Raw genomic sequence first — 23,786 nt, 5'->3', positions numbered from 1 at the left:
ACTTTGGAGCAATACTGGCTAACAACCTAGCTCCACCAGTATGGCAGAGCTAAGGGCGCAACCTAGTAGTTAGTTTTTAACATATCTAACGCCGGTTGGTAATCGGGTTTGGCACTCAATAATTGAGTGAGTGTGGCTTTAGCTTCTTGCTCAAGACCGAGTTTATGTTGAGTCTTCGCTATTTGCATATCAAGCACTGGATTGTTTAGGGCTTGCTGCGCAGCGCGCATTAGCGTCAGTGCATGCTGCTGTTGCTGGGGTTGTTCAGCTACTTTGTTGTAGTAAAAGCCATACATGCCTACTAAAGGAAGTTGCTCAGGCATTGCAGCTACTTGGGCTAGTGCTTCATCGTTACCAGCAAGGTATTGAGCAATCAATGTCATAGTGACATCTTCATCGTATTGCTCAGATTCGACTGGCGTCAGACCTAATTGCTTCACCAGTTCAGTGGCGACAGCGACGGTCGATGTGGGGTTTTGTCCAGTGATTAACTGACCATCAACCGCGACATGACTTAGCATCAGCGGGCTAGACTGAAACTTTCCGCCCCGTTGTTGCAGCTTATCTTCTAGCATGAACTCAAAATCATTGACCCACTTTTTACCAAATAGGCGCTCTTCTTGGTTAGTAAAACCGTTAATGGCTTTGTCAGCCACTAAATAGCGACCATTATCGAGCTTAACATTCACTAATGCTGCAGGCCCATGGCATACCGCGGCTACGCCACCTTGCTGTTGATATATCTCTTTAATTAATTGCTGTAGTGCGGCATCTTTTGGCAAATCGAACATGGCGCCTTTGCCACCGACAATGAAAATCCCCTGATAGTCTTTAGCGTTAACATCGCCGGTCGCTATTGTATTGTCCAGTTTGGCCATCGCGCCTTTGTCGGCCAATACTGCGGCATTGTAGGGCTTTTGTGGGTCATACTCATCGGCAACCACCTTGCCGCCCTGTGGACTGGCGATATCGATACTGATGTAATTATCGCTAAAGATCTGGTACGCCTTTGAAAATTCGTCAAATTCATAGCCTGGGGTAAGTTTGCCCTGCTCTTGACCATAACCACTGAGCACCATCAGTACTCGTTTGGTATCGCTGCCGGCATCGACTTGAGGTGCGAAGAACATCATCGCCAGTAATATACTGACCAGTTTAATTATCTGCTGTAGTTGATTCATAACCTTCTCCTTGTAAGTTGTATCCAGTGTGCCGCTATCAATGTGAAACAGATGTGAAACGCGGCGTTGATGTGATGTCTTAATGAGCTTGTTGATACAAGCTGCGGACATCACGGCGCAAACTATGGCGACTGGCGATCAATCCTAAGGCTGTGACGCTAACGGCAATCACAGTTACCGTGGATAACAGCCAAACCCAATCGGGTTGATAGCTAAGAGAAAACTGCGACTGGTAGATGAGCTGCCCAGCGATGCTAGTGCCCGCAATCGCCCCAAAGGCGGCAATGGATGCGGTGACCAACCACTCAATCACGTTAAGTTGCTGGCAGGTGGCGCGACTGAAGCCGAAACTGATGATTAGACTGTTTTTAACCCCTTCTTTGCCCTGCAAAGCACTGATTGAGGCCAGAATGACGATGATTGCTAATAGGATAATCATCGCAGTAAAACCGCTAATGACTTTGGTTATCATCGCCAGTGTGGTGTCAAAACGCCGGGTCATCTCCTGCAGGGATACCATTCTTAAACTTGGGTGTTGTTGCCACAGTTGCGGCAGTTGTGACCAGTGTTGAGGCTGTAGCTCCAAGCTCGCCATGGCGTAGCGGCGAGCTTGCACTTGGTCTATCAGTTCAGACGGCGCTTGCAGCCAAAAAGTGATAGAGCCATGGCCTGGACGAAACACATGGCTGGCAGTAATAGTAAAATCAATGGATCGGTTATTGATGATTAAGCTCAGGCTATCGCCTATGGCCAATCCTAAGTCTGTCATCACCTCTTGTTCCACCGATAGCTGCTGCCATTGCTTAGTATCGGCTTGCCACCATTGGCCGGCGACAATTCGGTTATTGCTTGGCACTTTCTGCTGCCAATGTAAACGGATCGGCCGAGATAAAGTGGCTAGGCTGTCGCTAGGTTGAATATCGAGATTGGCCAAAGCGGTTTGATTGACCGCAACCACATTGGCATAAAGATAAGGCTTATGTTGGCGCACCGTGATTTGCTGCTCATCGGCCCATTGCTGCAGGGCTTGCATCTGTACTTGGGTGGCCTGTGACACCATTAAGTTGCCGTCATGCTGCCTTTGATATACCTGCATTGTCGCGCCAATATCACGCAGCAACATTAAGGTAAACAGCAGTAAAAACGCGCATAGGCCAACGCCAATAATCTGCGTGCTTTTGCTGACAATCCGCTGTTTCATCATGAACAAAGCAAAAGGAAGCAGGCCAGACAAACGCGCAGTTAACCGTTCTCCTATGCTAAGTAGGCTCCAACTCATGGCAATCATCAACACAATGGCGCTCAGTATCGCCGTGACCATCATGGTGGTTAATAAGGCGTTGTCAGAATAGATTAAGGCAATCAAGCTAAGCACGGCTACGGCGCTTAACTTACTTAGCCAGTGATTGGCACCACCCTCTTGGCGATTAAACAGCAGGGCTACCGAATTGCGATAGAGCATCAGCCAAACCGGTATCTGGAAAATGGCAAAAATCGCCCAAACGGCCAGCACCGATTGCAGTAGTGGTTGCCAGTGTATTTTCCAGTTTAGGCCAACAAATGTGTGGCTGAGTTGCCCCATTATCCAGTAATGCAGTAGCGCGCTAAGAATGAGCACCAAGGGCAGTATGCTAAGTAGGCCCAGTAGCCATTTACAACATGACACCGCGATTCCCATTTGCCTAGAGGCCCCTAAACTCATGCAGACCGCCGAGAAGTATTGCTCTTGTTTAACATGTACTTGGCTAAGTAAGTCTATTGCAATAGCGGCCATAAAAAACAAAATGATCGAGGCGAGACCCAGCACGTTTTCGGTGCGTTTCCAGAACAAGGCCAGTGGGTGGTTACCCCGCTTGTGATGCAATTGCGCTGCAGGCAGGTGTTGGCGTTGCCACTGGATTAATTGCTGTGTTTGTTGTGAATTGGCTTTAATGAGGTAGCGGTAGTGGATCAGATCGTCAGTTTGGCTTAGTAAAGGTAAGTCCGCAGAATTGATTAACGCGCGCATATCCACATTATGGCCTTCCATCAAGCGATCAGGCTCATGGGTAACAATACGACTGAGTAGCAGTTTGGCATCACCCATATCAATCGTTTGCCCAAGGCTAACGCCAAGGCTTGCTATAAGTCGTGGCTCAAGCCAAATCTCTCCTGAGCTAGGGCCGCTAGCTGTTGGCTTTGCCGGGCCGCCAACGCTATGGCTTGTGAGCAATTGCCCTTGTAATGGGTAGTTTGCGTTAACGGCTTTGAGTCTGACACGTTGCCAATGTTGCTGGTGGGTCAGTGTGGAATTGAGCTGTTGGGTTAGCAGTATCTCGTCGCTCATTGCAGTGACTTTGGCGAGCTGAGCAGCTGAGAGTGGCTGTGATTGGCTGATCACCACATCGGCACCGAGCAAGCTTTGCAGGTTGTTGCTCAAGTAGCTTTGAATGTTATTGGCGGTAAGACTTAAGGTGATAATGAAAACCATCAGTACCACTTGGGTGTAACGGTAAAGCCGCTGCGCAGGTTGTTGGCGCTGTTGCCAGTAAAATTGTGCCGCCAGCTGAATATATTGTCCGAACATGGCTGACCTCACTAAAGCGTTGGGCTAAGTTGCAATTGACCGTGGCAAAGGGAGTAACAATGCTGAGTTTGCGCAGCTAATGCCTCACTGTGGGTGACGATGACCAGTGCGGCATTATGGGCTTGGCAACAATGAAATAGCAGGTCGCTTATCCGTTGAGCATTGTCGTTATCTAGGTTGCCAGTGGGTTCATCAGCAAAAATAAACTTGGGCTCAAATACCAAAGCCCGAGCGATGGCGACCCGCTGTTGCTCGCCGCCACTGAGTGCGCTGGGTTTATGGTCTGCGCGGTGACCGAGGCCGACTTTGTCTAGCCAATGACGGGCTTTTTGCTGGGCGTGTTTATCGCCGCGCAGCTTGAGTGGTAGGGCAATATTGTTGAGAGCGGTGAGTTCAGGAAGTAGATGAAATTGCTGGAAAATAAATCCTACATCCATTTTTAGTTCACTGAGCGGCAGTGTGTGTTGCCCCTTGATGTAATGCCCTTGGCCAGTAGTCGGTTGCGCCAGCCCAGCAATAAGCATGAGTAGGCTGGTTTTACCGGCCCCCGATGGCCCGGTGATGGCATAAGTCTCGCCCTGATTAATGCTTAGGCTGAGTTGTTCAAACAAAGTGACACACGACCCTTTAGCGTTAAAGGTTTGGCTGACATGGTCCAAGTTTATACGGCAAGACATAGCAAAAGCTCAAGTCGATAAGTGATAGCTCAAATTAGCGATGTCGATGTGAAATGGATGTGAAATGGCTGTGGGGGGTTATGAAGTGGCTGTGTGGGGAGGATGAAGTGGCAATGCCAATTAGCAAACGTGGATAATATTAAGTCTGTTTTACCAAGTCATTATTAATATCTATTGCTATAAATCATCAATAGGGTGTATGTGATTATTTAAAACTTGTACTTAAATATAGATATCACAATATGATATTAATAAGGCTATAAATATGGATGCAGATGTAAAGGATTACCTCACTCGAATTAAACAGCAGTCTTTTTTTGGTTGCGCCAAAATTGATGGTAGTTTAAAAAATTGTATTGATTGGTATCGAAGCCGAGCTAAATTATCTCACTACTGTTTTCGAATAGTCGGTTTTACTACTGTGGTACTGAGTGTGTCGCTGCCGTTTTCCTCGCAACTAGAAGTAATGATGGGAGAGGCGAGCAATGCGAGTCAGGCGATGACAACAACAATGATAATGTCTTGGTTAATCGCGCTGGCTGGTGGTGCTAATGGCTTTTTTCAGTGGGGAAGGTCTTGGCAGTCTCGTACAGAGGCTTATATGCGATTGGAGCGGTTAACCATGGAGTGGGAAATTACTGTTCATACCCCAGCAGTGAAACTTCAAGATGTGATTTTAGCAACTAAAAAATATGTCAACGACTCACGAGAAACAATTAAAAGTGAAACCGGGACCTTTTTTGAGGAAGTGCAATTTCCTGAGGTCGAGTCGGATAAAAAAGAGATGGGTTAGCGGTTAAATATTATATAAAAATCACCTAGCGTTTAATTCGCTTAATGTAGGCGGTGTTACCTACATTAAGCGAAAGTCATTAATGACTATGGTGTCACCACATTAAACCAGAAGTTAAACTCATCGAGCATACTCATTAACTGAGTAAATTTACTTTTATCTCCACTGATTTTTATTTCACCTGATTTAAAGGCCTCATCAAAAGTTAATTCCTTTAATTGGATTTTGTTCATGGTCTCCATGGTCATCACTAAACTGGCATCGGCATCCTTAACTTGATGTTGGCTGTGGTGTAACACGGCGTTCTCAAGGGTTAAGGTGTATTGGCTGTTTAAGTCAGTAAAGTCGATATTGATATCAATTTGCTGACCGGCGGCTTTGGTGGCATCTAAACGCACCGCTAAGTAATCAAACAGCATATCGGGAGTCATAGCTCGAATCGTATCAGGGGTGGCAGTTTGGGTGCCGCCAGCACTGGGCACGCCGTTACGTAGCTCATAAGCGCCCTGTAAATAGACCGAGCGCCATGGGCCCGATTCCGCTTGATAACCCAGTTGCTCAAACGCATCGGCTAACAGCTCTTTGGCGGCCTGGCTATTGGGGTTAGCAAACACCGCGTGTTTCATCACCTCAGCAACCCAGCGATACTCACCTTTATCAAACGAGTCTTGGGCTTTTTTCAATACCTGCTTCTCGCCGCCCATAAACTGCATGTATTTCTTAGCCACTTGTTCAGGTGGTAGGTTATTGAGGTTTGCGGGATTGCCGTTATACCAGCCCATATAGCGCTGATATACTGCACGGCTATTGTGACGCAAAGTACCGTAGTAACCGCGGGTTGCCCAGTTTTGTTCGAGTTCCGGCGGTAAAGACAGCATCTCTGAAATCTCTTCACCGGTATAACCTTGGTTCATCAAACGCACCGATTGATCGTGGGTAAACTTGTATATGTCACGCTGTTTTTTAAAGTAAGGGATGATGTTTTCTTTGCCCCAAAGCGGCCAATGATGGCTTTGAAATTTAACTTCGGCTTTATCGCCCCATGTATCAATGGTTTCGTCGAGAAAGCTGGCCCATATTAACGCGTCACGTACTTGCGCGCCGCGCAGGGTTAAGATGTTGTGCATGGTGTTGGTGCTGTTTTCCGCCATCCACAGGGCGTTAAAGTCAGGAAACCAAGTGTTCATCTCTGCTGGTGCCTCACTGCCCGGGGTGAGCTGGAACTGCATGTTAACTCCGTCAATGGACAGGGTTTCACCGGTCTTAGTGATTTCATGGTTTGGCACAATTAAGCCGGCTAAACCGGTGGATACTGTCATACCTAAGCCACCATTCACGCCACCTTTGGCGTTACGGGGTAACAGTGCGCCATACATATAGACGGCGCGGCGGCCCATGGCGTTACCGGCGATAACATTTTCTGAGACCGCATGCTCAGTAAAGTGCTCTGGAGCGATAACTTGCACTTTTCCTTCAGCAACTGCTTTGGCGCTGGTGATCCCCGTGGCGCCGCCATAATGGTCGATATGGCTATGGCTATAGACAATCGCCACCACTGGGCGCTCGCCGAGTTGGGCGTTGATGAAATCAAGTGCGGTCTTGGCGGTTTCAGGTGAAATGAGTGGATCAAATACAATCCAGCCCGTTTTACCTTCAATGAAGGTGATATTGGTTAAGTCGAAACCTCGGATCTGATAAATATTATCAGTCACTTTGAATAAACCGTGCTGCATACCTAATTGCGCGTTACGCCATAAGCTGGGGTTAACGGTATCCGGAGCGGGGTTATCTAAGCTGATATAGGTTTTATATTGCTCTAAGTCCCACACCACATTGCCGTTAGCATCTTTTATGGTCACGGTATCGGGCTTGGCGATAAAGCCACGCTTTGCATCATCAAAATCCTGTTTGTTGTTGAAGGGCAGCGCTTGCAATACATCGGCATTACGCTGCTTAGTGAATGACGTTGCAGGTTTTGATTGTGTGGCGCTTGATGCGATTAAAGGCACAGTTAAACTGACCACTGCGAAAAGACTCAGTGCGATTTTTATCATGATTTATTCCCTTTACTGATTAGCGTTTCCAGCTGACTTGGCAGTAATAACTAGTTAAATATTCTGCCTGCATGTCCTTGAACTTAGGCCAATATGGTTAAATTTACAACAGCTGTGAGGCAACAAAGCCGAGTTGGTTAGTAGGATTTACATTGCCAGCGCAGGTGAAAAAGGGGGCGGGAAGTAATGCATCGCTTGGACGAGCAAGCGATGCAGCGTTGTATTGCCAAAGCTAGTGCCAGTTATTCAAAGCACATTTCTGGCACATGTTCAGGCACCACTAGCTCACCAGCGGTAAGTTTAATGATGGTTTCTATGCTAACGCCAGGTGCTCGCTCAAGCAGGTGAAACTGGCCATTTTTAATTTCAATGAAAGCCAGATCGGTCAATACCCGCTTAATGCAACCTTTGCCTGTGAGCGGCAGCTGACATTGGCTAAGTAGCTTAGACTCACCGGATTTTGATGCATGGGTCATGGTGACAATAATGTTGTCGGCGCCGGCGACCAAATCCATGGCGCCGCCCATGCCTTTGATGAGTTTTCCGGGGATCATATACGAGGCGATATTGCCTTGGCAGTCAACTTCAAACGCGCCAAGTACAGTTAAATCAACGTGACCACCACGGATCATCGCAAACGATTCTGCCGAGTCAAATATGGCCGCCCCCGTTGCCATAGTCACGGTTTGCTTACCGGCGTTAATTAAGTCGGCATCAATTTGCTCTTCGCTGGGAAACTGCCCCATACCCAATAAGCCATTTTCAGATTGCAGCAACACTTGCATACCCGCTGGAATGTAGTTGGCCACCAATGTTGGGATACCTATCCCCAGATTAACGTAGTAGCCATCTTGCAGTTCTTGGGCGACACGCTGTGCGATTTGTTGACGTGATAATGCCATGGCTAAGCTCCTTGTTTATCTGATTGGCTGCGTACCGTACGCTGCTCTATGTGTTTTTCAAACGTGCCTTGGATGACGCGATCGACATAGATACCTGGCGTATGAATATGGTCTGGATCTAGCTCGCCAGCGGCGACAATCTCCTCCACCTCCGCGACCGTGATCTTACCCGCAGTCGCCGCCAGTGGATTGAAATTACGCGCGGTCTTGCGGTAGATAAGATTGCCAAAGGTATCGGCTTTCCACGCTTTAACAATGGCAAAGTCTCCTTTAATGGCTTGCTCTAGAATATATTCTCTGCCGTCAAAGTGGCGTACCGGCTTACCTTTTGCCACGTCGGTGCCCACGCCAGTTGCGGTATAAAACGCGGGAATTCCCGCGCCAGCAGCCCGCATTTTTTCTGCCAGTGTCCCTTGTGGCGTGAGCTCCACTTCTAGCTCACCAGACAACATTTGCGCTTCAAAATGGGCATTTTCACCGACATAGGATGCGATCATCTTGCTGATCTGTTTACTGGGCAGTAATACTCCAAGGCCATGCTCGGTGGTGCCGCAATTGTTCGATACTACGGTTAAGTTACGGCTGCCTTTGTGTTTAATTTCGTTGATGAGGTTTTCAGGGATACCACACAAACCAAAGCCGCCTGCGATGATGGTCATGCCATCTTCGAGCCCTGCCATGGCATCTTGGTAATTGTTAACCACCTTGTTTAATCCGGACATCAGTTGCTCTCCTGTTGTATCGCATGCGCACAGCGTTCACTTAGTGCATGGTATTGACCAACGCCATTGTTGGCTCTTTTTCACTATTACCTAATTTGGCGTTGCCTCCTATGGTACTAAGGTGCCAAATAAATCTGCCTCAAGTTGCAGTAGTCTGAAACCATGATCAAAGGGCGGTTGCCGAGTGCTCGGCTTATCAAATAACGAGGGCAATGCCGCTTTGATCATTTCTTTAGTGGTCAGAGAGGAGCAGACATGTTGCAAGGAAAAGTGGCGTTAATTACCGGGTCAACCAGTGGTATAGGTTTAGCAACCGCCCATGTGCTCGCAGAGCAGGGCATTCATTTGGTTATTCATGGCTTATTGGGCCAAGAGCAAGGTGAAGCTTTGGCAAAAGAGTTTGCAGATAACTACCAAATCAACACCCTATTTAGCAATGCCGATCTGCGCGATAGTGACCAGATTAGTGCCTTTATGCAACAGGCCGTGGCGAGCTTAGGCGGCATCGATATCTTAGTCAATAATGCCGGCATTCAATACACAGATTCGGTGGCCAGCTTTCCGGTAAACAAATGGAATGACATTATTGCTATCAACCTCTCTGCGGCATTCCATACCTGCCAGCAGGCGCTGCCGCATATGCAAGACAAACAATGGGGGCGGATTATTAACATTGCCTCAGTGCATGGACTCGTGGCGTCGTTGAATAAATCCGCTTATGTGGCGGCAAAGCATGGCATTGTCGGCTTAACCAAGGTGATTGCCTTAGAGAACGCCGAGCTAGACATTACCGCCAATACCATCTGTCCTGGCTGGGTTGATACCCCATTGATTAATCAACAAATCACCGACATTGCTGAGCAGCAAACGCTGTCGTTTGAGCAAGCCAAATATCAGCTAGTCACCGCTAAACAGCCCTCGCCAGAGATGTTAGTGCCGCGGCAAATAGGCGAGTTTGTGTTGTTTCTATGCAGCGCCGCGGCCAGCGGGATCACGGGGGCATCCTTGCCTATGGATGGCGGCTGGACCGCGCAATAATCACAAATGGACAAAATAGCGACGCATTGGAGCTTTAGATGAACCAACAAGATGAGGTGGTGATTGTTGCCGCCAAACGCACACCATTGGGGAGCTTTTTAGGCACACTGAAAGCGGCCAGCGCCGTTGATTTGGGAGCGTGCGCCGTTCAAGCGCTGATGCAATCTCAGCCACTGCAGCCTGATGAAATTATTATGGGCTGTGTGCTCAGTGCCGGTTTAGGCCAAGCGCCAGCTCGCCAAGTTGCTTTGGCTGCTGGCTTAAACAGTCGCGTGGCGGCAACCACAGTCAACAAAGTGTGCGGCTCAGGCATTAAAGCCATGATGATGGCCCATGACAGTATTATGGCTGGCAGCATCGATACCGCAGTAGCAGGCGGCATGGAGAGCATGTCTAATGCGCCCTACATGTTAGACAATGCGCGCGGTGGCTGCAAAATGGGCCACCAGACCTTAGTGGATCACATGATGCGCGATGGCTTAGAAGATGCTTATCAACAGTTAGCCATGGGCACGTTGGCACAAGCCACGGCAGATAAATACCAGCTAACTCGTCAGCAGATGGACGAGTTTGCCGCCCAGTCTATTGTGCGAGCACAACAAGGACAGGCTCAAGGGCATTTTGTCGACGAAATTGCTGCGGTCAATATTAAGCAGCGGCGGCAATCGCTCACAATTAACAGCGATGAAGGACCGTCACAATGCAGTGCTGACAGCTTAGCGAAGCTGCGGCCAGTATTTAGTCAGCAAGGCACTATTACCGCCGCTAATGCCTCATCCATTGCCGATGGCGCCGCCGCGGTGTTGCTGACTCGGGCATCTGTGGCCAGGCAACTTGATGCCGACCCCCTGTGCCGCATCGTTGCGCAAGCCACCCATGCACAGGATCCTGCAGATTTTACCTTAGCGCCAGTGGGGGCCATGGAGGCCTTGCTGCATCGATGCCAGTGGCAAACCCAGGACGTCGATCTTTGGGAGATAAATGAAGCCTTTGCCATGGTGCCTATGTTGGCGATTAACCAACTGGGACTTGATAGCAGTAAGGTCAATGTCAATGGCGGCGCTTGCGTGCTCGGCCATCCGCTGGCTGCCAGTGGCACGCGGATTGTGGTGAGTTTAATCCACGCTTTGCGCCAACGTGGCCTTAAAAAAGGGGTGGCCAGCTTGTGTATTGGTGGTGGCGAAGCGGTGGCCATTGCGATTGAAATGGTGTGATGAATCGTTGCTGCGATAAGGAGAGCATATGCATAAAGGGGAGCGAATTCGCCGTCAGGTGATGGGGAATGAATTTGTCGACCGCGCCTTAGATGCTGAGTCAGACTTTGCCATGCCACTGCAAAGCTATATTATACCAATCAGTATAAACATTTAGTCACTCAGCGAGAGTTTAGCGGTTCTGAGGCAAGGCAACGAGTGAAGAGCGTAGTTATTCTACGGTTAAGCTCGTTAACACAGCATCAGAATCGCTAAAACTCGCCATTCTGGCGCGTTTTGGCTACCTACTTCTGCGTTGAATAACCTCACAAGGGAGCAACCATTGTTTCAGTACTCACTTTGAATTAGCCGGCCTTGAATTAGTTTGCCAAAAGCGCGCTGAGTAGATCAAATTCTTATACTGATTGGTATTAATCAGCATTGTTGGGGCGCAACCTGGCAGCGTCCAGAATTAGATTTAAAAACCCGCAGCTTAGTGACATTAGCCATGTTGGCGGCGTTGAAAGCCCCGCAAGAACTAAAAGGCCATGTGCGCGGGGCGATTAGAAACGGTGCGGCTGTGGTTGAGATTCAAGAAGTGTTGCTGCACAGCGCACTGTATTGTGGCGCACCCGCCAGTCGACAAGCTTTTGCTGCAGCTGTAGAGGTGTTAACTGAGATGGGAAAGTTAGATTAAACGTCAGATAAAAGGCCTTGATGCATGCGCAGCAAGGCCTGATTTGTGGGCTACTTATCGATGTGGTGGGTCATCAACCAATGGCTGAGTAAGCGCACACCGTGTCCGGTACCACCGGCGGGGGTAACGCCTTTATCTTTAGCGGCTAAAGCACTACCTGCAATATCTAAATGGGCCCATTTAGTCTCACCGGTAAATTGCTGTAAAAAGGTTGCTGCAGTGGTGGCACCAGGGCCGCCATAGCCAGCATTTTTTAAGTCGGCAATTGGGCTTTTTAGCAAGTCTTCATAAGCTAAAGGCAGTTGCCAAAGCTTCTCATCAACTTGTTCACCTGACGCGCTTAACTGACTAACCAAATCTTCATGGTCACTAAATATTGCGGTATAACGACGACCCAAGGCGCGAACCTTAGAGCCAGTTAACGTGGCAACGTCGACCATGACTTGCGGCTGATAAAATTCCCGCGCATACCATAGGCCGTCGGCTAAAATTAACCGACCTTCAGCATCGGTATTAAGCACTTCAACGCTGAGCCCTTCGGCGGTCATCACTACATCACCAGGTGCAAAAGCAGTATGAGAAACCATGTTGGCCGCCATAGGCATAATCGCCACAACGTTGACCTCGGCTTTTTGCATCGCCATAGCTTTAATGGTGCCCAGCACTGCTGCGCCGGCCATATCTGATTTCATCCGCGAAATTGAATCGCCCGTGGCCTTGATATTGTAGCCACCCGAGTCAAAGGTGATGCCTTTGCCAACCAATGCGATAGGGGCATCTTTACTGCCCTGCCAATGGGCGACGACTAAGCGTGCGCCTTCTTCTGAGCCGCGACCCACTGCATGCAGGGCGCCCATGCCTAGCTGATTAATCTTCTTTGGATTTAACACCGAGACTTTAACGCCAAGCTGTTTTAACTCCTGCGCCGCAGCGGCAAAGTCAACTGGCGTCATCTCAGTGGGCACTTCTGAGGTTAAATCACGGGCCAAGAATACCCCAGATTCAACCGCTGCTAGCTGCTGATAGTACTGCTCGGCTTGCTTAGCGCCGTTTGCTTGAATATTAAAGTGTTTTTCGGCGGGCTTTTTCTCGCTGAGGTATTTATCAAATTGATAAGCACGCAAGTTAATACCGTGGGCTAACTGAGCCGCAAAATCGGCATTGCTGCCTGCGGCATCGATACCGGCAGTGATGATATCAACTTGGCTTGCCTCAGCGGTTTTATCTTGGCGTAGGGTGGCTGTGAGCTCAGCCCCCAGTTTATTGATGCTGCCTGCATTTAAGCTGTCAGTATCACCAACGCCAATCACCAATAAGCGGCTGGCATCTAGGCCGTTGGGTAGCAAGATATCCACCACTTGGTCGCGCTCACCGGTAAATTGTTTAAGTTGTAGTGCGCGGCTTAACTGCTGATCCGTTTGTTTGTCTAACTGTTGTAAGGCGCTAGAGAGCGTTTCTCCAGCTTGATAGATCACTAAGGTATCGGTAGCTTGTTTATGTTGGCTGACAAATGAAAAAGTTTCGCCGAGGCTGGCGCCACTACATAGTAGGCTCAGGCCAATAGCCGTTTTAAGCAGGTTGTTTTTAGTTAGCATAATTTCCCCAAGAAAACGTGCCTATCACCGCGCGGTACCAAGCCGGTAGGCGAGTGATAGCATAAGACGTAAGGTGACATTTTATGTCAAAAGCGCGACATCATACTAAAGTATGCAAAGCTGATGCAAGTCACTAACAATTACTTAATGTTTGCTCGCGGCTTGTCACGCCATTAACGAGTTTATAAAGCCGGCATTAGTTGAAACTGAACTACTGCTAAAGAACCATATTAAATTTGCTTTTATTTCCCTAGGTTGGTCGAACTGTTGGTTTTTTATACTAAACGGAAAAGGGAATAAATTATGACATTGTTCACCCTGAGTCGCCGTATTCAGTGGCGAGATCTTCTGCTATTAATCAGTTTTATTGCGCCATTTAGCTATGCCGGTAGTTGGCAGCAAAATGTGTCGATTGGCGGTTTTAACCAAGTACATATCTATACCCCAGACTCACACTCTAGCATTGGCCAAGGTAAAGCCTTGATGTTGGTGCTGCATGGTTGTGTGCAGCCGATTAACAACTACCTGACGGCTAATTTAGAGCAGGCTGCAGAAGCGCACGGTATGGTGATTGCGGTACCTGATGCCATGAATAAAGCAGGCTACAGCTGTTGGTCATACTGGCAAGGCAGTATTAGTCGTACAGCGGGCGATTATAAAAACTTGATAAACTTAGCCAATACCTTGGTGGCAGACAGTAGTCGCAATATTGATGCTGACCAAGTTTATATTGCGGGTCTGTCATCCGGTGCGGCAATGGCCGCCCAAACTGCCTGTGTCGCCCCAGATGTTTTTGCTGGTGTAGCCCCCAGTGCAGGGCCAACCATTGGTACCAGCTCCAATGGTGCAATCAGCGTGTGTGAGTCTGTAGCGCCTAGCACCTTTAAGTCGCGCTGTGAGAGTTATGCCGGCAGTTTTCAAGCGCATTTAGCGACTCAAGTTGCGGTTGTGGGCCACGGCGATGCAGATACCACAGTGAATACCTGTTACAACCAGCAAAATGCCAATGGCTATGCGGCGGTGTATGGTGTCGCCGCGTTAAGTGGCACCACGACGATCAGTGATGGTGTGGGTCATACGGCCACAGAGTCATTGTGGTCTGATGGCAGAGTAGCAATGCTTTGGCTGCAAGACCTGGATCATTCTTGGTCGGGCGGCGCCGGTGCTAGCGGGGATTATGTGGCCGATGACAGCATCAATTTTGCAGACTATTTAGGCCAATTTTTTGCAGCCAATAATCAACGTGTCAATCGCAATGCCGGTCCTGAGTTATCGCAACTGAGCGCTACAGCGCAAAATCAGCAGATAAGTGTGAGTGGCATTGCACTCGATGCCGAAGGCAGTGTCAGTCATGTGAGTATATCCATTTACGCTATAGGTTCGGGGGCGCAGCAACCCGTTGAAACACTCAGTGTTAGTGTTGATAGTAGTAATCAATTTAGCGCATTATCATCAGCACTGACCGATGGGTTATATGAGGTGGAGCTGGTTGCCACAGACAACGAAGGTCAGTTGGGAGATAGCGTTAAAGTCAGCGTTCGTATTGGCCCAGAGCCTGCGCCAAGTGCGCCGCTATTAAGCCAGCTAGAGGCTACTGTGGCTGGGCAGTGCGTTACGCTAAGTGGGGTGGTCAGTGATATTAACCTTAATGTCAGCAACGTCACAGTGAGCATAGATAGTGGCAGTGCACTGGTTGCCAATATCAGTGGTACGGGGGCGACGCAGACATTTAGCCGTGAAGTGTGTCAATTGTCTGGTGGCGCCCATAATGCTGAGGTCCAAGCCTTAGATGATAGCGGCTTGAGCACCAGTGAAACTATCGGTTTTAACATCGACGCTGGGGTAAGTGGTGACTATAACTTGCACATTAGTGAGGGCCATATCACCTGGGGCGTAGGTTATTCTGGGTGTTACTTAGCTTTTGGTAGTAATAGTTTCACCATGCGTGAATATCCAAGTGGTAACGATCAATGCCAGTGGGTGGCTGATGGCGACAGTAGTTGTGCTGGCCCACTACAAGCTTGCTCTGCGGGCCAACCCGTGACTGATAGCGATGGTGACGGTATTAATGATGACATTGATAACTGTGTCGACATTGCTAATAGCGATCAGGCAGACAATGATGCAGATGGTATCGGCAACCTGTGTGACAGCACGCCGGACGGCGGTCTGGTTGATAGCGATAATGACGGCATTGCCGATGTTAACGACAACTGCCCAGCCATTGCTAATAGCGACCAAGCCGACAACGATGCCGATGGGATTGGCAATGTGTGTGACAGTACCCCAGACGGCGACAGTTTCAGTTGTACTGACACCACCGCTTCAAATTACGCCCACGTGCTTGCTGGCCGCGCGACCACCAATGGCATTTATGCTTTTGCACTAGGTTCGAACGCTAATATGGGGCTGTACAACATCTTTTATAGCACCACACTGGCGCAAACCGCCGATGGTTATTATCAAATAGGCACTTGCCCATAGGGACATTGCTACCCCGCTATTTTGATCTGTTGTTAATTTGCACAGATATCATGTGCGCCAATAGTGATATTAACCAGTATTTCATCCACAGCAGATAAAAAGCCTTGTGCAGTTAACGTGTACAGGGCTTTTTTTTGAATTTAAAACGGCTAGCATTTTTGATTTGAATCTCATTTAGTCTTTACGGCACAATGCGTTAGCTTAGTTTCTTGATGCTGTTTATTACTTGAACAATGTTAATGGCTAAGCAGAACCGAATTGATTAAATGGAGATGATGATGGACTCAATTGAGCAGTTTTTTAGCAGTAGCAATTTTGATGTACTGATCAAGCAAGCGTTAGAAAAGGATATCATTCATATCGGTAATAATACCGATACCGCAATTAGTGGTTTTGGTCTGTGTACTAACTGGACCATAGACTGCAGCCCGTCTGAATTTTGGAACACAGCAGTGTTAACCGAAGAGGGTGTAGAGGAGTTAGACTCAGACGAGCTATACGCCACCGGCTCTTGGGATGGTTTCGATCAAGGTGGCGATACTGACGCCGCCGAGATAACCAATAGCATCTATGAACAAATGTGGGCAGCGTGCGAAGACTTAGATGACGAAGAAGCGTTCTATGAGCATGTAAGATCACGTTGCGCGGAGATTTTAGTCAGTTGTATCCCGCTTATTAAGCAGCATTTCACCACAACAGAGCATTTCTTCGTATCCATTGCCGAGCATGATGAAGAGTGTGAAGCCAAAGAGAGAATGGCCAAGCTGTTAGCAGCTTAGATTGTTAGTTTTACCTTCGCTGGGGGGAGTTGGTCATCATCTTCCTGATGACAGGGAATAGGTTTCGCCTCCAGCGGGGGATGTGGTTGTCATCATGCTGATGGGTGCTGGAAAGGATTTCGCCTCCAGCGGGGGAAGTGGTTGTCATCTTGCTGATGAGTGCTGGAAAGGGTTTCGCCTCCAGCGGGGGAAGTGGTTGTCATCTTGCTGATGAGTGCTGGAAAGGTTTCGCTTCCAGCGGGGGGATATGGTTGTCATCTTGCTGATGGGAGTTGGAAAGGTTTCGCCTCCAGCGGGGAATGTGGTTGTCATTTTCCTGATGGCTGACGGGAAGTTTTCAGTAAGCTTTAAATTTGTTTGGTTAAAAAAGCTGTCCAAAAAACTATTCATCCAAGTGTTAAAGCTTTTAGTGTGAGTTTTTCTTTAGTAAGGAGTATTTTTAGCACTTTATTTCAATATGTTAGCATGGCATAGTTAGCGCAGGTAAAAAGAGCAGCTGTTATTCGAGTCACTGATGAAGAAGTTGTTTTATCGCTAATGGGTTTAGGTGTTACTTGCCAGTTTGAACTCTCAAGTATTGAGTTTACTTATTGTTCGGGGGCTCGTATTTCATATATCCATATTGCGATTAGTTAATCATGGTTAGGTATTGCTTTTTTAGTATTTTACTTAATGAGTATGATGGTTTTATCGTAATAAATTATGGGTTATAGTTTTACGCAAGTTTTCAATAGGCTAAGAACGTTTTCGTATTTCTATTGAGGAAGTTGTTAATTTTTATTTTTAATTATTTGCTTTAGGGAATTAGGGAATTAGGGACAATGGTTAGATTACATTCAATAGAAATTGAAGGCTTTCAAGCTAAAAACCGAAAGGCTAGGCTTGAGTTTTCACATGACTCATCAGTATCTGTTATTTATGGTGATAATGGTTGCGGAAAAACAACATTTTTAAAGTTGATTCATGGAATATTAAACAGGGATACAACAATATTAGCTAGTGAAAACGTCATAAAAGTAGAGGTGGACTTTTATGATAGTGAGTGGGCTTTGAAAAAAGTGATAATTGAGCAGGAACCAAATTTTGATGATGAAGGAAATTTAATCGGTATCGAATATAATTGGGAACAGTTAATAAGTTCTCCTTTATCGGAAAGTAAGTCCCTTTCGCTCGGTGTTGAGCGTGGTGTGACTACTCAGTCGCTAAAGATCGAGCCTCACGATATTTATAGGTTCACAAGTCACCCAGACTATAGGTCTCTTTTTGGTCGAATTGATATACACACTTTTTCTGAAAGGCTATCAGATTTTATACGCCATAACCAAGTAAGACGTGCTAGAAGCCGCCGTGATGAATTGTCCCTTGATAAGCAGCATACATATTTGCAAAGTATCAAAATGTCTAATATTGAGTCTTTGCTGGTCGAGCGCTATCGTCAAGCACGAGCTGTTGCAACAGAAAGAATACAAAATGCCCTTTTTGACACGCTATCAGTAGTTGTTGATCCGAGTGGTGGAGCTAGTAATGTTGAAAAATCAAAAATTCCTGAAAATTTTTCCGAATTGGTGACAAATAATAGAGAAAGGCTAATAGAAGCTCTAGACGATGGCTTTGAAAATAACTTTAAAAATCATATAACCCAGATTTTAATGGGCGCAGATGACTTAGGTGAAATTGAAGTAATTAAAGAAAATAATTTGTTGTCTCAGTTGATTATTAATATGATCTCAGAGTTAGAGTTTGAAAAACAACTTCTAAGTTCAATAAATACACTTGTAGATACATTTAATGAATATCTAGTTGGAAGTAAAAAGCTAGTTATAAACACCAGAGAAATCTATGTTGACATTAATGGTGATCATCACTCTGTTAATGTTCTTTCTAGTGGCGAAAGGCACATATTAACTTTTCTATCCTTAGCTGTTATTGCTGGGAGAGAAAGAGATATCCTCATAATTGACGAGCCTGAAATATCATTGAATATAAAATGGCAGCGAACATTGATGTCTTTAATGCAGGAATTAGTACCATTTACTCAAATAATAGTCGCATCTCACAGCTCGTTAATTGCGAAGAAAATGCCAGAATCTCTAGTTAAATTGAATCCGGAGAGTATGTAAAGTGCCTGGGTTACTACTTGAAGCTGATGAGTTATTAAATGAAGCTATTATGTCTGAAACCCCAGTTTTAATAGTTGAGGGTATTGATGATATTAGAGTCTATGAAGATGTAGCAAAGAGTATTGATAAAAATACTGAAGTATATGCAGTTGAAAATATTTCTGATGTTAGTGAAGGCTGTAGAGGAGTTATAAATTGCATCGAAAATATTAGAGAGGTATCAAACGATTTTAACATTGAGCCTTATGTACTGGGAATAGTTGATCGAGATTCAAGGCCTTATCGAGGAGAAGCTCCGACAGATAGCGCTATTTTACTCTTAAATTGGTACTCGATGGAGAGTCATTTTATTACGAGTAAAGCAACGGAGTTTGTAATAAGGACTTTAACTAGAACTTCAGGTAGACTATTAACAGATAGCCTTATATCTAAAGTTCATGAAACTATTTGTGAGCAACTTTTTGGTTTATTCTATATTTCTCTCGAGTCGCTCAAAGGTGCTTGTAAAACTGACTATGAATCTACTGTTGGATATTCGATGTCAATTGGTCAGATAAAGGGAAGAGATTTAGCCGGTAAATTAATAGAGAAGAAAGATGAGCTAAATTGTTTCGCTGAAGATTTTAATATTTCTCAATCATGGGATGACTTACTCAAAGTTTGTAAAGGAAAGTGGATATTTACTGAATATTGCTATCAATTGAAACTGCAGGTTAGTTTACTTAAAGATAAATGCGAGAGTTCAGAAATTGAACAGTGCCAGTTTTGTTTGTCTGAAGCTTTTGATAAATGCTTGTATAAAATAAAAAATACTTATAATGAGAACCAATTGCAAGACCTTATCATCGGTAATATATCAACTGGAGATTTTGATTATATAAAGACTAGATTAGTGGAAATGGTTTAGTCAAAATGGAAAACTGGGGTCAGGGCAAACTTTTTGGTCCCATTCATTTACAAGCTTATATCACACTTTACCTTGTTCCTTACCAATCATTTTCGATATCCAAAAGGTCAAATCGAAGAAATACATATCCCGGTGTGAACATGCGTTGACTCTCGGTGACAGGACGTCACCGTGAAGCCTACATGGATGTATTTACGGCGAGTCATAAGCGTGTTCGCACATACCCCGCTGGAGGCGAAGCTGTTTGGCTCAGCATTAGCGGAATGATGACCCACCACCACCGCCTGAGCGATAACTCCCCCTGCAATCATGGGGAATATGATTGCGACCCTCCACTCCCACAACGAAATCAAGCAAAAATCAGCAAGACGTCAGGTATTTTGAGTTCTACTCAAATACTTTGGCCTTGTGTCTCATTGAAGGCTGATCTTCAGTGAGCAATGTTTTGTCATCAAAGGTGCGGATTAGCAACGTCTAATTGCTGTATTTAGCGTCGCAGTCTCAAGAATCACAGTCTCAAGAGTCACAGGTTTAAAGTATTAGTTGTTTAACAAGGATAAATTATGAAACGGACGGTTATATTTATTGCATTTTTGCTTATCACTAGTACAGCTTGTGCTGGTAGTGATAGTGATAAAAAGGGCAAGGAAGATGTCGAGCTTACTTCTTATTTTGGTGAGCAGCCGCCAGGGTTAACACCGAAGATTTTTGAACCGGCAATGCTTTCTCCTGACGGATTGTTTGAGGGCGGAAGCTTCACACCAGATATGCAGCATTTTTACTTCACAAGGAAGAATGGCAAATATAAACAGCGCACGTTCTTTGTTATTCAACAGCAGAATGGGCGTTGGGGGCAAGAAACAGAGACCGATATAAAATGGCCACAGTTCTCGGCTGATGGCAAAGTGATGTACATTGGCAAAGGTTATCGCGAGCGGACTAAAACTGGCTGGTCGGCGCTTAAAAGCCCCGGCGATTTTATCAATAAAATGGCGCATGGAAGGTCAGTTTCTGCTAACGGGACTTACTATTACACTGTGTATGAAAATGCAGATATAGGCGAGATGTATTTTGCGCGTCTAAAGGGCGGAGAATATGCGTCTGCGGTGAAAATGAGCCATGACATTAATACCGGAGAGTTTATTGCCCACCCCTACATAGCGCCCGATGAATCTTATTTGATTTGGGATGTAAGACGCGAGGGGGGCTATGGACAAGCAGATCTGTATATCAGTTTTAGAAACCAGCAGGGGCAATGGTCACCCGCCATCAATATGGGTCCATCTATCAATACTGCCATGCAAGAAAGCGCGCCGCAGGTAACCCATGATGGTAAATACTTATTTTTCACCAGAGGCGAGTGGCTGACAAACCAAGACGGCAGCCAAAACTATGTCGGTAAACGATACTGGGTCGACGCACAAGTGATTGAAAAGCTTAAACCATAAACACAGGTTTTGAGTTTCATCCAGAAAGACTAAATCGAAGAGATACTTAATCTAGTGCAGATACGGCTGAGGGTATCGAAAACATGGATGTTTTCGCTAAGCGGTCATGGATGACGCAAAGCGTCCCGAAAAAGTAACTGCACATACCCCGCTGGAGGCGAAGCTGTTTGGCTCAGCATCAGCAGAATGATGACCCCCGCCCCGTTGGAGGCGATAACTCCCCACCAATCATGGGAATATGATTGCAAGCTCCCCGTTGGAAGCGATAACTCCCCATCAATCATGGGAATATGATTGCGAACTCCCCGCTGGAAGCGTAGTTTTCGGCTTATCATCAGCATGATGATTGTAAAATCTCGTTGGAAGCGATAACTCCCCATCAATCATGGGAATATGATTGCAAACTCCCCCGTTCCTTGGCGGTAACCGCCGCTGGATAACCAATGGCTGGCTATGGTTTTTTTGAGCTTAAATGTATTGAATTTTTCACATAGGAAGTGACGGCTCGAACCATGAATTTGTATTAGCTCACAGTAAACTCAATGCTGAAGCTTACCTCTAAAAAATGACAAGCTATTTTTATGAAATATATTGGTTATGAGTAAAATAACTATGTGATTTATATCTGCTTTATACTGTAATTACATACTGAGCATGTAGTAATTTGTATATTTATGGGAGGGGTATCGTTTTACTTTTCTACTTTAGCCTATCTTAATGGTGTCAATTCTCAGCAAGCAAGTTATGCCTTCTCAATGAGAGGCAAATGATGGCCTTGTTTAGAAACTCAAACATTGGTGAGGGGCTTATGGCAATACGACAATCTAAAACAGTGATCAATTTGGCAAGCCAAAGCCTAGATTGGGTGATGGGTCATAATATTAGGCAAGCGCTTAGTTTAAATGATGCCGTTGAGTTAACCGATGTCGCCACGCTGCGCGTATCTGATAAACCTATTGAAACGCTATACATTCATATTCCTTTTTGTCACACACTTTGCCGTTTTTGTTCGTTTCATAAAGTGAAGTTTGATGAGGCATTAGCGCGGCAGTACTTTAGTGCGTTAAGAAAAGAAATTCGTGAAGTCATAGCAAAGGGCTACCGTTTTAATCGGGTCTATATAGGCGGTGGTACCACTACCATCTTAGAAGATGAATTAATCGGCTTGATTGAGCTGATTAAGTCGCTAACGCAAATCCGCGAGGTCTCAACAGAGAGCGACCCGATATACTTTAAGGCGGGTAATCCACATTTGTTGAAAGGTTTAGTTGACCGTATTTCTGTGGGTGTACAAAGTTTTGATGACAAAATTCTGAAGGCCAGTGGGCGGTTTGAAAAGTTTGGTAGCAGTTTGCAGCAAGCGGAGTATGTCAGCCGAGCGATAGATGTGATTCCCACCGTAAACTTGGATTTAATGTATGGCTTTAATGTGCAAACACCGGAGTCGGTCACCCAGGATATTGAACAAGCAATAAGATTGGCGCCAGAGCAAATCACTACCTATCCATTAACGGCCGGAATTGGTAAAAACCGTAAAAAGGCTGGCAAATTATCGGGTAAGAATGAAGATTTATGGCCTCAGTTTTTAGCGGTTAAACAAGCAATGGGTGATAAGTATTTAATGGAGTTCCCATGGACTTATAGCCGAAACAGTGGCCAAGCGAACGACAATAAATATGTGTTAGATGGTGAGGACTGTTTTGGTGTGGGCTCAGGTGCATTTGGCCGATTTGGTAAACAGTTTAGGATCTCAAGTTTTGATATCCCGCATTATATTGAACGCATAAACAAGGGCTTATCCGGTACTTGTTACACAAAACCATTGAGTGAGCAATCATTATTACATCATTACTTATTGATGATGATGGGGCATGGTTTGCTAGATAATCAGCAGTTCAAAGCTCATACCGGCAAGTCCTTGTGGCAAGCTTTCCCGATTGAGTTGGCTTACTTACGAACCATAGGGGCTATTGAAAAACAAGGTGCGAACTATACCTGCACAACCGTAGGCCAGTTTATCGCATTGAAGATGTTTTCAGGGTTCCTAGCGGGAATGGATTATCTACGCGATCAAGCAAGAGAGTTACCCTATGCTCAGATGGCGAATGAACACTTAGCACAAGACGCTTATTTACAATCAAAGCCTATCTAGCCGTCATAAGAAAGCTGGTAGGTGGGGGCTGGGTAAATTTTTATCCCGTTACCTTTAAATATCTTGCTGCAGATTTTCTTGTTCGTTTTCAGTCCTTTTCGATACCGAAAAGGCTAAATCGAAGAGATACTTAACTCGGTGCAGATGCGATTGTGACCTTCGACCACAGGACGTGGTCGCAGAGCGTATAGGGACATATTCACTGCGTGTCACAGTAGCATCTGCACATATATGGACCCATCCGGTTTGCAAGACATTTGATTATTAATTATGAAAGAGTTCATTGCACCCATATATTCGGCCTGTTTATGAGGTAGTCCTCTGGCCCTGATGGATATTTGCTTCTACTTTCCTTAATCATCCCCGCGGTGTCTTGAGCACCTATGTGCAGAGCAGGTTTTAAGTAGAACAGTCTGACTGTTTCATCATCAAATCAATTGTCTTAGCAACTGGGTGGTTAGTTAAATTATTAAACCTC

The 23,786-nt window shown here is 46.0% G+C and carries 18 protein-coding genes; 11 read left to right on the top strand and 7 right to left on the bottom strand.

Annotated features, from left to right (window positions below):
* Positions 1 to 62: 62 nt before the first annotated feature.
* The 3 genes from L865_RS0100105 to L865_RS0100095 all read right to left on the bottom strand — a co-directional run bounded on the left by L865_RS0100105 (position 63) and on the right by L865_RS0100095 (position 4,424).
* Entirely contained in the window at positions 63 to 1,181 is a 1,119-nt protein-coding gene (locus L865_RS0100105; RefSeq protein WP_028771364.1) for a type 1 glutamine amidotransferase domain-containing protein, read from the bottom strand.
* Positions 1,182 to 1,260: 79 nt separating this feature from the next.
* Entirely contained in the window at positions 1,261 to 3,747 is a 2,487-nt protein-coding gene (locus tag L865_RS0100100; RefSeq protein ID WP_028771363.1) for an ABC transporter permease, read from the bottom strand.
* A gap of 11 nt (positions 3,748 to 3,758) precedes the next feature.
* Positions 3,759 to 4,424: an ABC transporter ATP-binding protein gene (locus L865_RS0100095; RefSeq protein WP_028771362.1), complete on the bottom strand. Its 666-nt coding sequence runs from the start codon at positions 4,422 to 4,424 to the stop codon at positions 3,759 to 3,761.
* 265 nt (positions 4,425 to 4,689) lie between these two features.
* On the opposite strand from L865_RS0100095, the gene L865_RS0100090 reads away from it, so the two are divergent.
* On the top strand, positions 4,690 to 5,217 hold the full coding sequence (locus L865_RS0100090; RefSeq protein WP_028771361.1) for a DUF4231 domain-containing protein: 528 nt from the start codon (positions 4,690 to 4,692) through the stop codon (positions 5,215 to 5,217).
* An 86-nt stretch (positions 5,218 to 5,303) separates the two neighbouring features.
* Here L865_RS0100090 and L865_RS0100085 read toward each other — a convergent pair whose 3' ends face one another.
* The 3 genes from L865_RS0100085 to L865_RS0100075 form a co-directional block, all read right to left on the bottom strand.
* Positions 5,304 to 7,271 carry an alkyl/aryl-sulfatase gene (locus L865_RS0100085; RefSeq protein ID WP_037470245.1) on the bottom strand — a complete coding sequence of 656 codons (1,968 nt, stop codon included), beginning with the start codon at positions 7,269 to 7,271 and terminating at the stop codon, positions 5,304 to 5,306.
* 242 nt (positions 7,272 to 7,513) lie between these two features.
* Positions 7,514 to 8,173, bottom strand: coding sequence for a 3-oxoacid CoA-transferase subunit B (locus L865_RS0100080; RefSeq protein WP_028771359.1), 660 nt, complete (start codon positions 8,171 to 8,173; stop codon positions 7,514 to 7,516).
* 2 nt (positions 8,174 to 8,175) lie between these two features.
* Positions 8,176 to 8,895: a CoA transferase subunit A gene (locus L865_RS0100075; protein WP_028771358.1), complete on the bottom strand. Its 720-nt coding sequence runs from the start codon at positions 8,893 to 8,895 to the stop codon at positions 8,176 to 8,178.
* Positions 8,896 to 9,150: 255 nt separating this feature from the next.
* On the opposite strand from L865_RS0100075, the gene L865_RS0100065 reads away from it, so the two are divergent.
* The 4 genes from L865_RS0100065 (at position 9,151) to L865_RS22715 (ending at position 11,823) form a co-directional block, all read left to right on the top strand.
* Positions 9,151 to 9,933 carry a 3-hydroxybutyrate dehydrogenase gene (locus tag L865_RS0100065; RefSeq protein WP_028771357.1) on the top strand — a complete coding sequence of 261 codons (783 nt, stop codon included), beginning with the start codon at positions 9,151 to 9,153 and terminating at the stop codon, positions 9,931 to 9,933.
* Between the two features lie 38 nt (positions 9,934 to 9,971).
* The gene (locus tag L865_RS0100060) at positions 9,972 to 11,147 is read left to right on the top strand and encodes a thiolase family protein (protein WP_028771356.1); all 1,176 of its coding nucleotides are present in this window, start codon (positions 9,972 to 9,974) and stop codon (positions 11,145 to 11,147) included.
* Positions 11,148 to 11,175: 28 nt separating this feature from the next.
* Entirely contained in the window at positions 11,176 to 11,304 is a 129-nt protein-coding gene (locus L865_RS25965) for a hypothetical protein (RefSeq protein WP_281171091.1), read from the top strand.
* A gap of 234 nt (positions 11,305 to 11,538) precedes the next feature.
* On the top strand, positions 11,539 to 11,823 hold the full coding sequence (locus tag L865_RS22715) for a carboxymuconolactone decarboxylase family protein (RefSeq protein WP_211237681.1): 285 nt from the start codon (positions 11,539 to 11,541) through the stop codon (positions 11,821 to 11,823).
* Between the two features lie 50 nt (positions 11,824 to 11,873).
* Here L865_RS22715 and L865_RS0100045 read toward each other — a convergent pair whose 3' ends face one another.
* On the bottom strand, positions 11,874 to 13,418 hold the full coding sequence (locus tag L865_RS0100045) for a leucyl aminopeptidase (RefSeq protein ID WP_028771355.1): 1,545 nt from the start codon (positions 13,416 to 13,418) through the stop codon (positions 11,874 to 11,876).
* Between the two features lie 303 nt (positions 13,419 to 13,721).
* On the opposite strand from L865_RS0100045, the gene L865_RS0100040 reads away from it, so the two are divergent.
* From L865_RS0100040 to L865_RS0100005, 6 genes are all read left to right on the top strand, one after another.
* Positions 13,722 to 15,902, top strand: a complete 2,181-nt coding sequence (locus L865_RS0100040) for an extracellular catalytic domain type 1 short-chain-length polyhydroxyalkanoate depolymerase (RefSeq protein ID WP_037470243.1) — start codon at positions 13,722 to 13,724, stop codon at positions 15,900 to 15,902.
* Between the two features lie 278 nt (positions 15,903 to 16,180).
* Positions 16,181 to 16,681 (top strand): hypothetical protein, encoded by a 501-nt coding sequence (locus L865_RS0100035; protein WP_028771353.1) that lies wholly within the window; start codon positions 16,181 to 16,183, stop codon positions 16,679 to 16,681.
* A gap of 821 nt (positions 16,682 to 17,502) precedes the next feature.
* The gene (locus L865_RS0100025; protein WP_028771352.1) at positions 17,503 to 18,801 is read left to right on the top strand and encodes an AAA family ATPase; all 1,299 of its coding nucleotides are present in this window, start codon (positions 17,503 to 17,505) and stop codon (positions 18,799 to 18,801) included.
* Between the two features lies 1 nt (position 18,802).
* A complete protein-coding gene (locus L865_RS0100020) occupies positions 18,803 to 19,708 on the top strand; it encodes a DUF4435 domain-containing protein (protein ID WP_037470241.1) in 906 nt (301 codons plus the stop codon).
* A 563-nt stretch (positions 19,709 to 20,271) separates the two neighbouring features.
* Positions 20,272 to 21,156, top strand: coding sequence for a hypothetical protein (locus L865_RS0100015; protein ID WP_028771350.1), 885 nt, complete (start codon positions 20,272 to 20,274; stop codon positions 21,154 to 21,156).
* Between the two features lie 808 nt (positions 21,157 to 21,964).
* Complete coding sequence (locus L865_RS0100005) at positions 21,965 to 23,308, top strand: coproporphyrinogen III oxidase family protein (RefSeq protein WP_028771348.1); 1,344 nt, start codon at positions 21,965 to 21,967, stop codon at positions 23,306 to 23,308.
* The last annotated feature ends 478 nt before the right edge of the window (positions 23,309 to 23,786 follow it).

Source organism: Shewanella waksmanii ATCC BAA-643 (genome assembly GCF_000518805.1).
Taxonomy (GTDB): domain Bacteria; phylum Pseudomonadota; class Gammaproteobacteria; order Enterobacterales; family Shewanellaceae; genus Shewanella; species Shewanella waksmanii.
The sequence above is the reverse complement of the archived record's forward strand: the minus strand, read 5'-3'. Positions and strand labels throughout refer to the sequence as shown.

What these genes read in the sequence shown, in the direction of transcription:
- L865_RS25965 (WP_281171091.1), top strand. Translation starts at nt 11,176, where the DNA reads ATGCATAAAGGGGAGCGAATTCGCCGTCAGGTGATGGGGAATGAATTT.
- L865_RS0100085 (WP_037470245.1), bottom strand. Translation starts at nt 7,271, where the DNA reads ATGATAAAAATCGCACTGAGTCTTTTCGCAGTGGTCAGTTTAACTGTG.
- L865_RS0100075 (WP_028771358.1), bottom strand. Translation starts at nt 8,895, where the DNA reads ATGTCCGGATTAAACAAGGTGGTTAACAATTACCAAGATGCCATGGCA.
- L865_RS0100040 (WP_037470243.1), top strand. Translation starts at nt 13,722, where the DNA reads ATGACATTGTTCACCCTGAGTCGCCGTATTCAGTGGCGAGATCTTCTG.
- L865_RS0100080 (WP_028771359.1), bottom strand. Translation starts at nt 8,173, where the DNA reads ATGGCATTATCACGTCAACAAATCGCACAGCGTGTCGCCCAAGAACTG.
- L865_RS0100095 (WP_028771362.1), bottom strand. Translation starts at nt 4,424, where the DNA reads ATGTCTTGCCGTATAAACTTGGACCATGTCAGCCAAACCTTTAACGCT.
- L865_RS0100105 (WP_028771364.1), bottom strand. Translation starts at nt 1,181, where the DNA reads ATGAATCAACTACAGCAGATAATTAAACTGGTCAGTATATTACTGGCG.
- L865_RS0100090 (WP_028771361.1), top strand. Translation starts at nt 4,690, where the DNA reads ATGGATGCAGATGTAAAGGATTACCTCACTCGAATTAAACAGCAGTCT.
- L865_RS0100065 (WP_028771357.1), top strand. Translation starts at nt 9,151, where the DNA reads ATGTTGCAAGGAAAAGTGGCGTTAATTACCGGGTCAACCAGTGGTATA.
- L865_RS0100025 (WP_028771352.1), top strand. Translation starts at nt 17,503, where the DNA reads ATGGTTAGATTACATTCAATAGAAATTGAAGGCTTTCAAGCTAAAAAC.
- L865_RS0100015 (WP_028771350.1), top strand. Translation starts at nt 20,272, where the DNA reads ATGAAACGGACGGTTATATTTATTGCATTTTTGCTTATCACTAGTACA.
- L865_RS0100060 (WP_028771356.1), top strand. Translation starts at nt 9,972, where the DNA reads ATGAACCAACAAGATGAGGTGGTGATTGTTGCCGCCAAACGCACACCA.
- L865_RS0100045 (WP_028771355.1), bottom strand. Translation starts at nt 13,418, where the DNA reads ATGCTAACTAAAAACAACCTGCTTAAAACGGCTATTGGCCTGAGCCTA.
- L865_RS0100100 (WP_028771363.1), bottom strand. Translation starts at nt 3,747, where the DNA reads ATGTTCGGACAATATATTCAGCTGGCGGCACAATTTTACTGGCAACAG.
- L865_RS0100005 (WP_028771348.1), top strand. Translation starts at nt 21,965, where the DNA reads ATGGCAATACGACAATCTAAAACAGTGATCAATTTGGCAAGCCAAAGC.
- L865_RS0100035 (WP_028771353.1), top strand. Translation starts at nt 16,181, where the DNA reads ATGGACTCAATTGAGCAGTTTTTTAGCAGTAGCAATTTTGATGTACTG.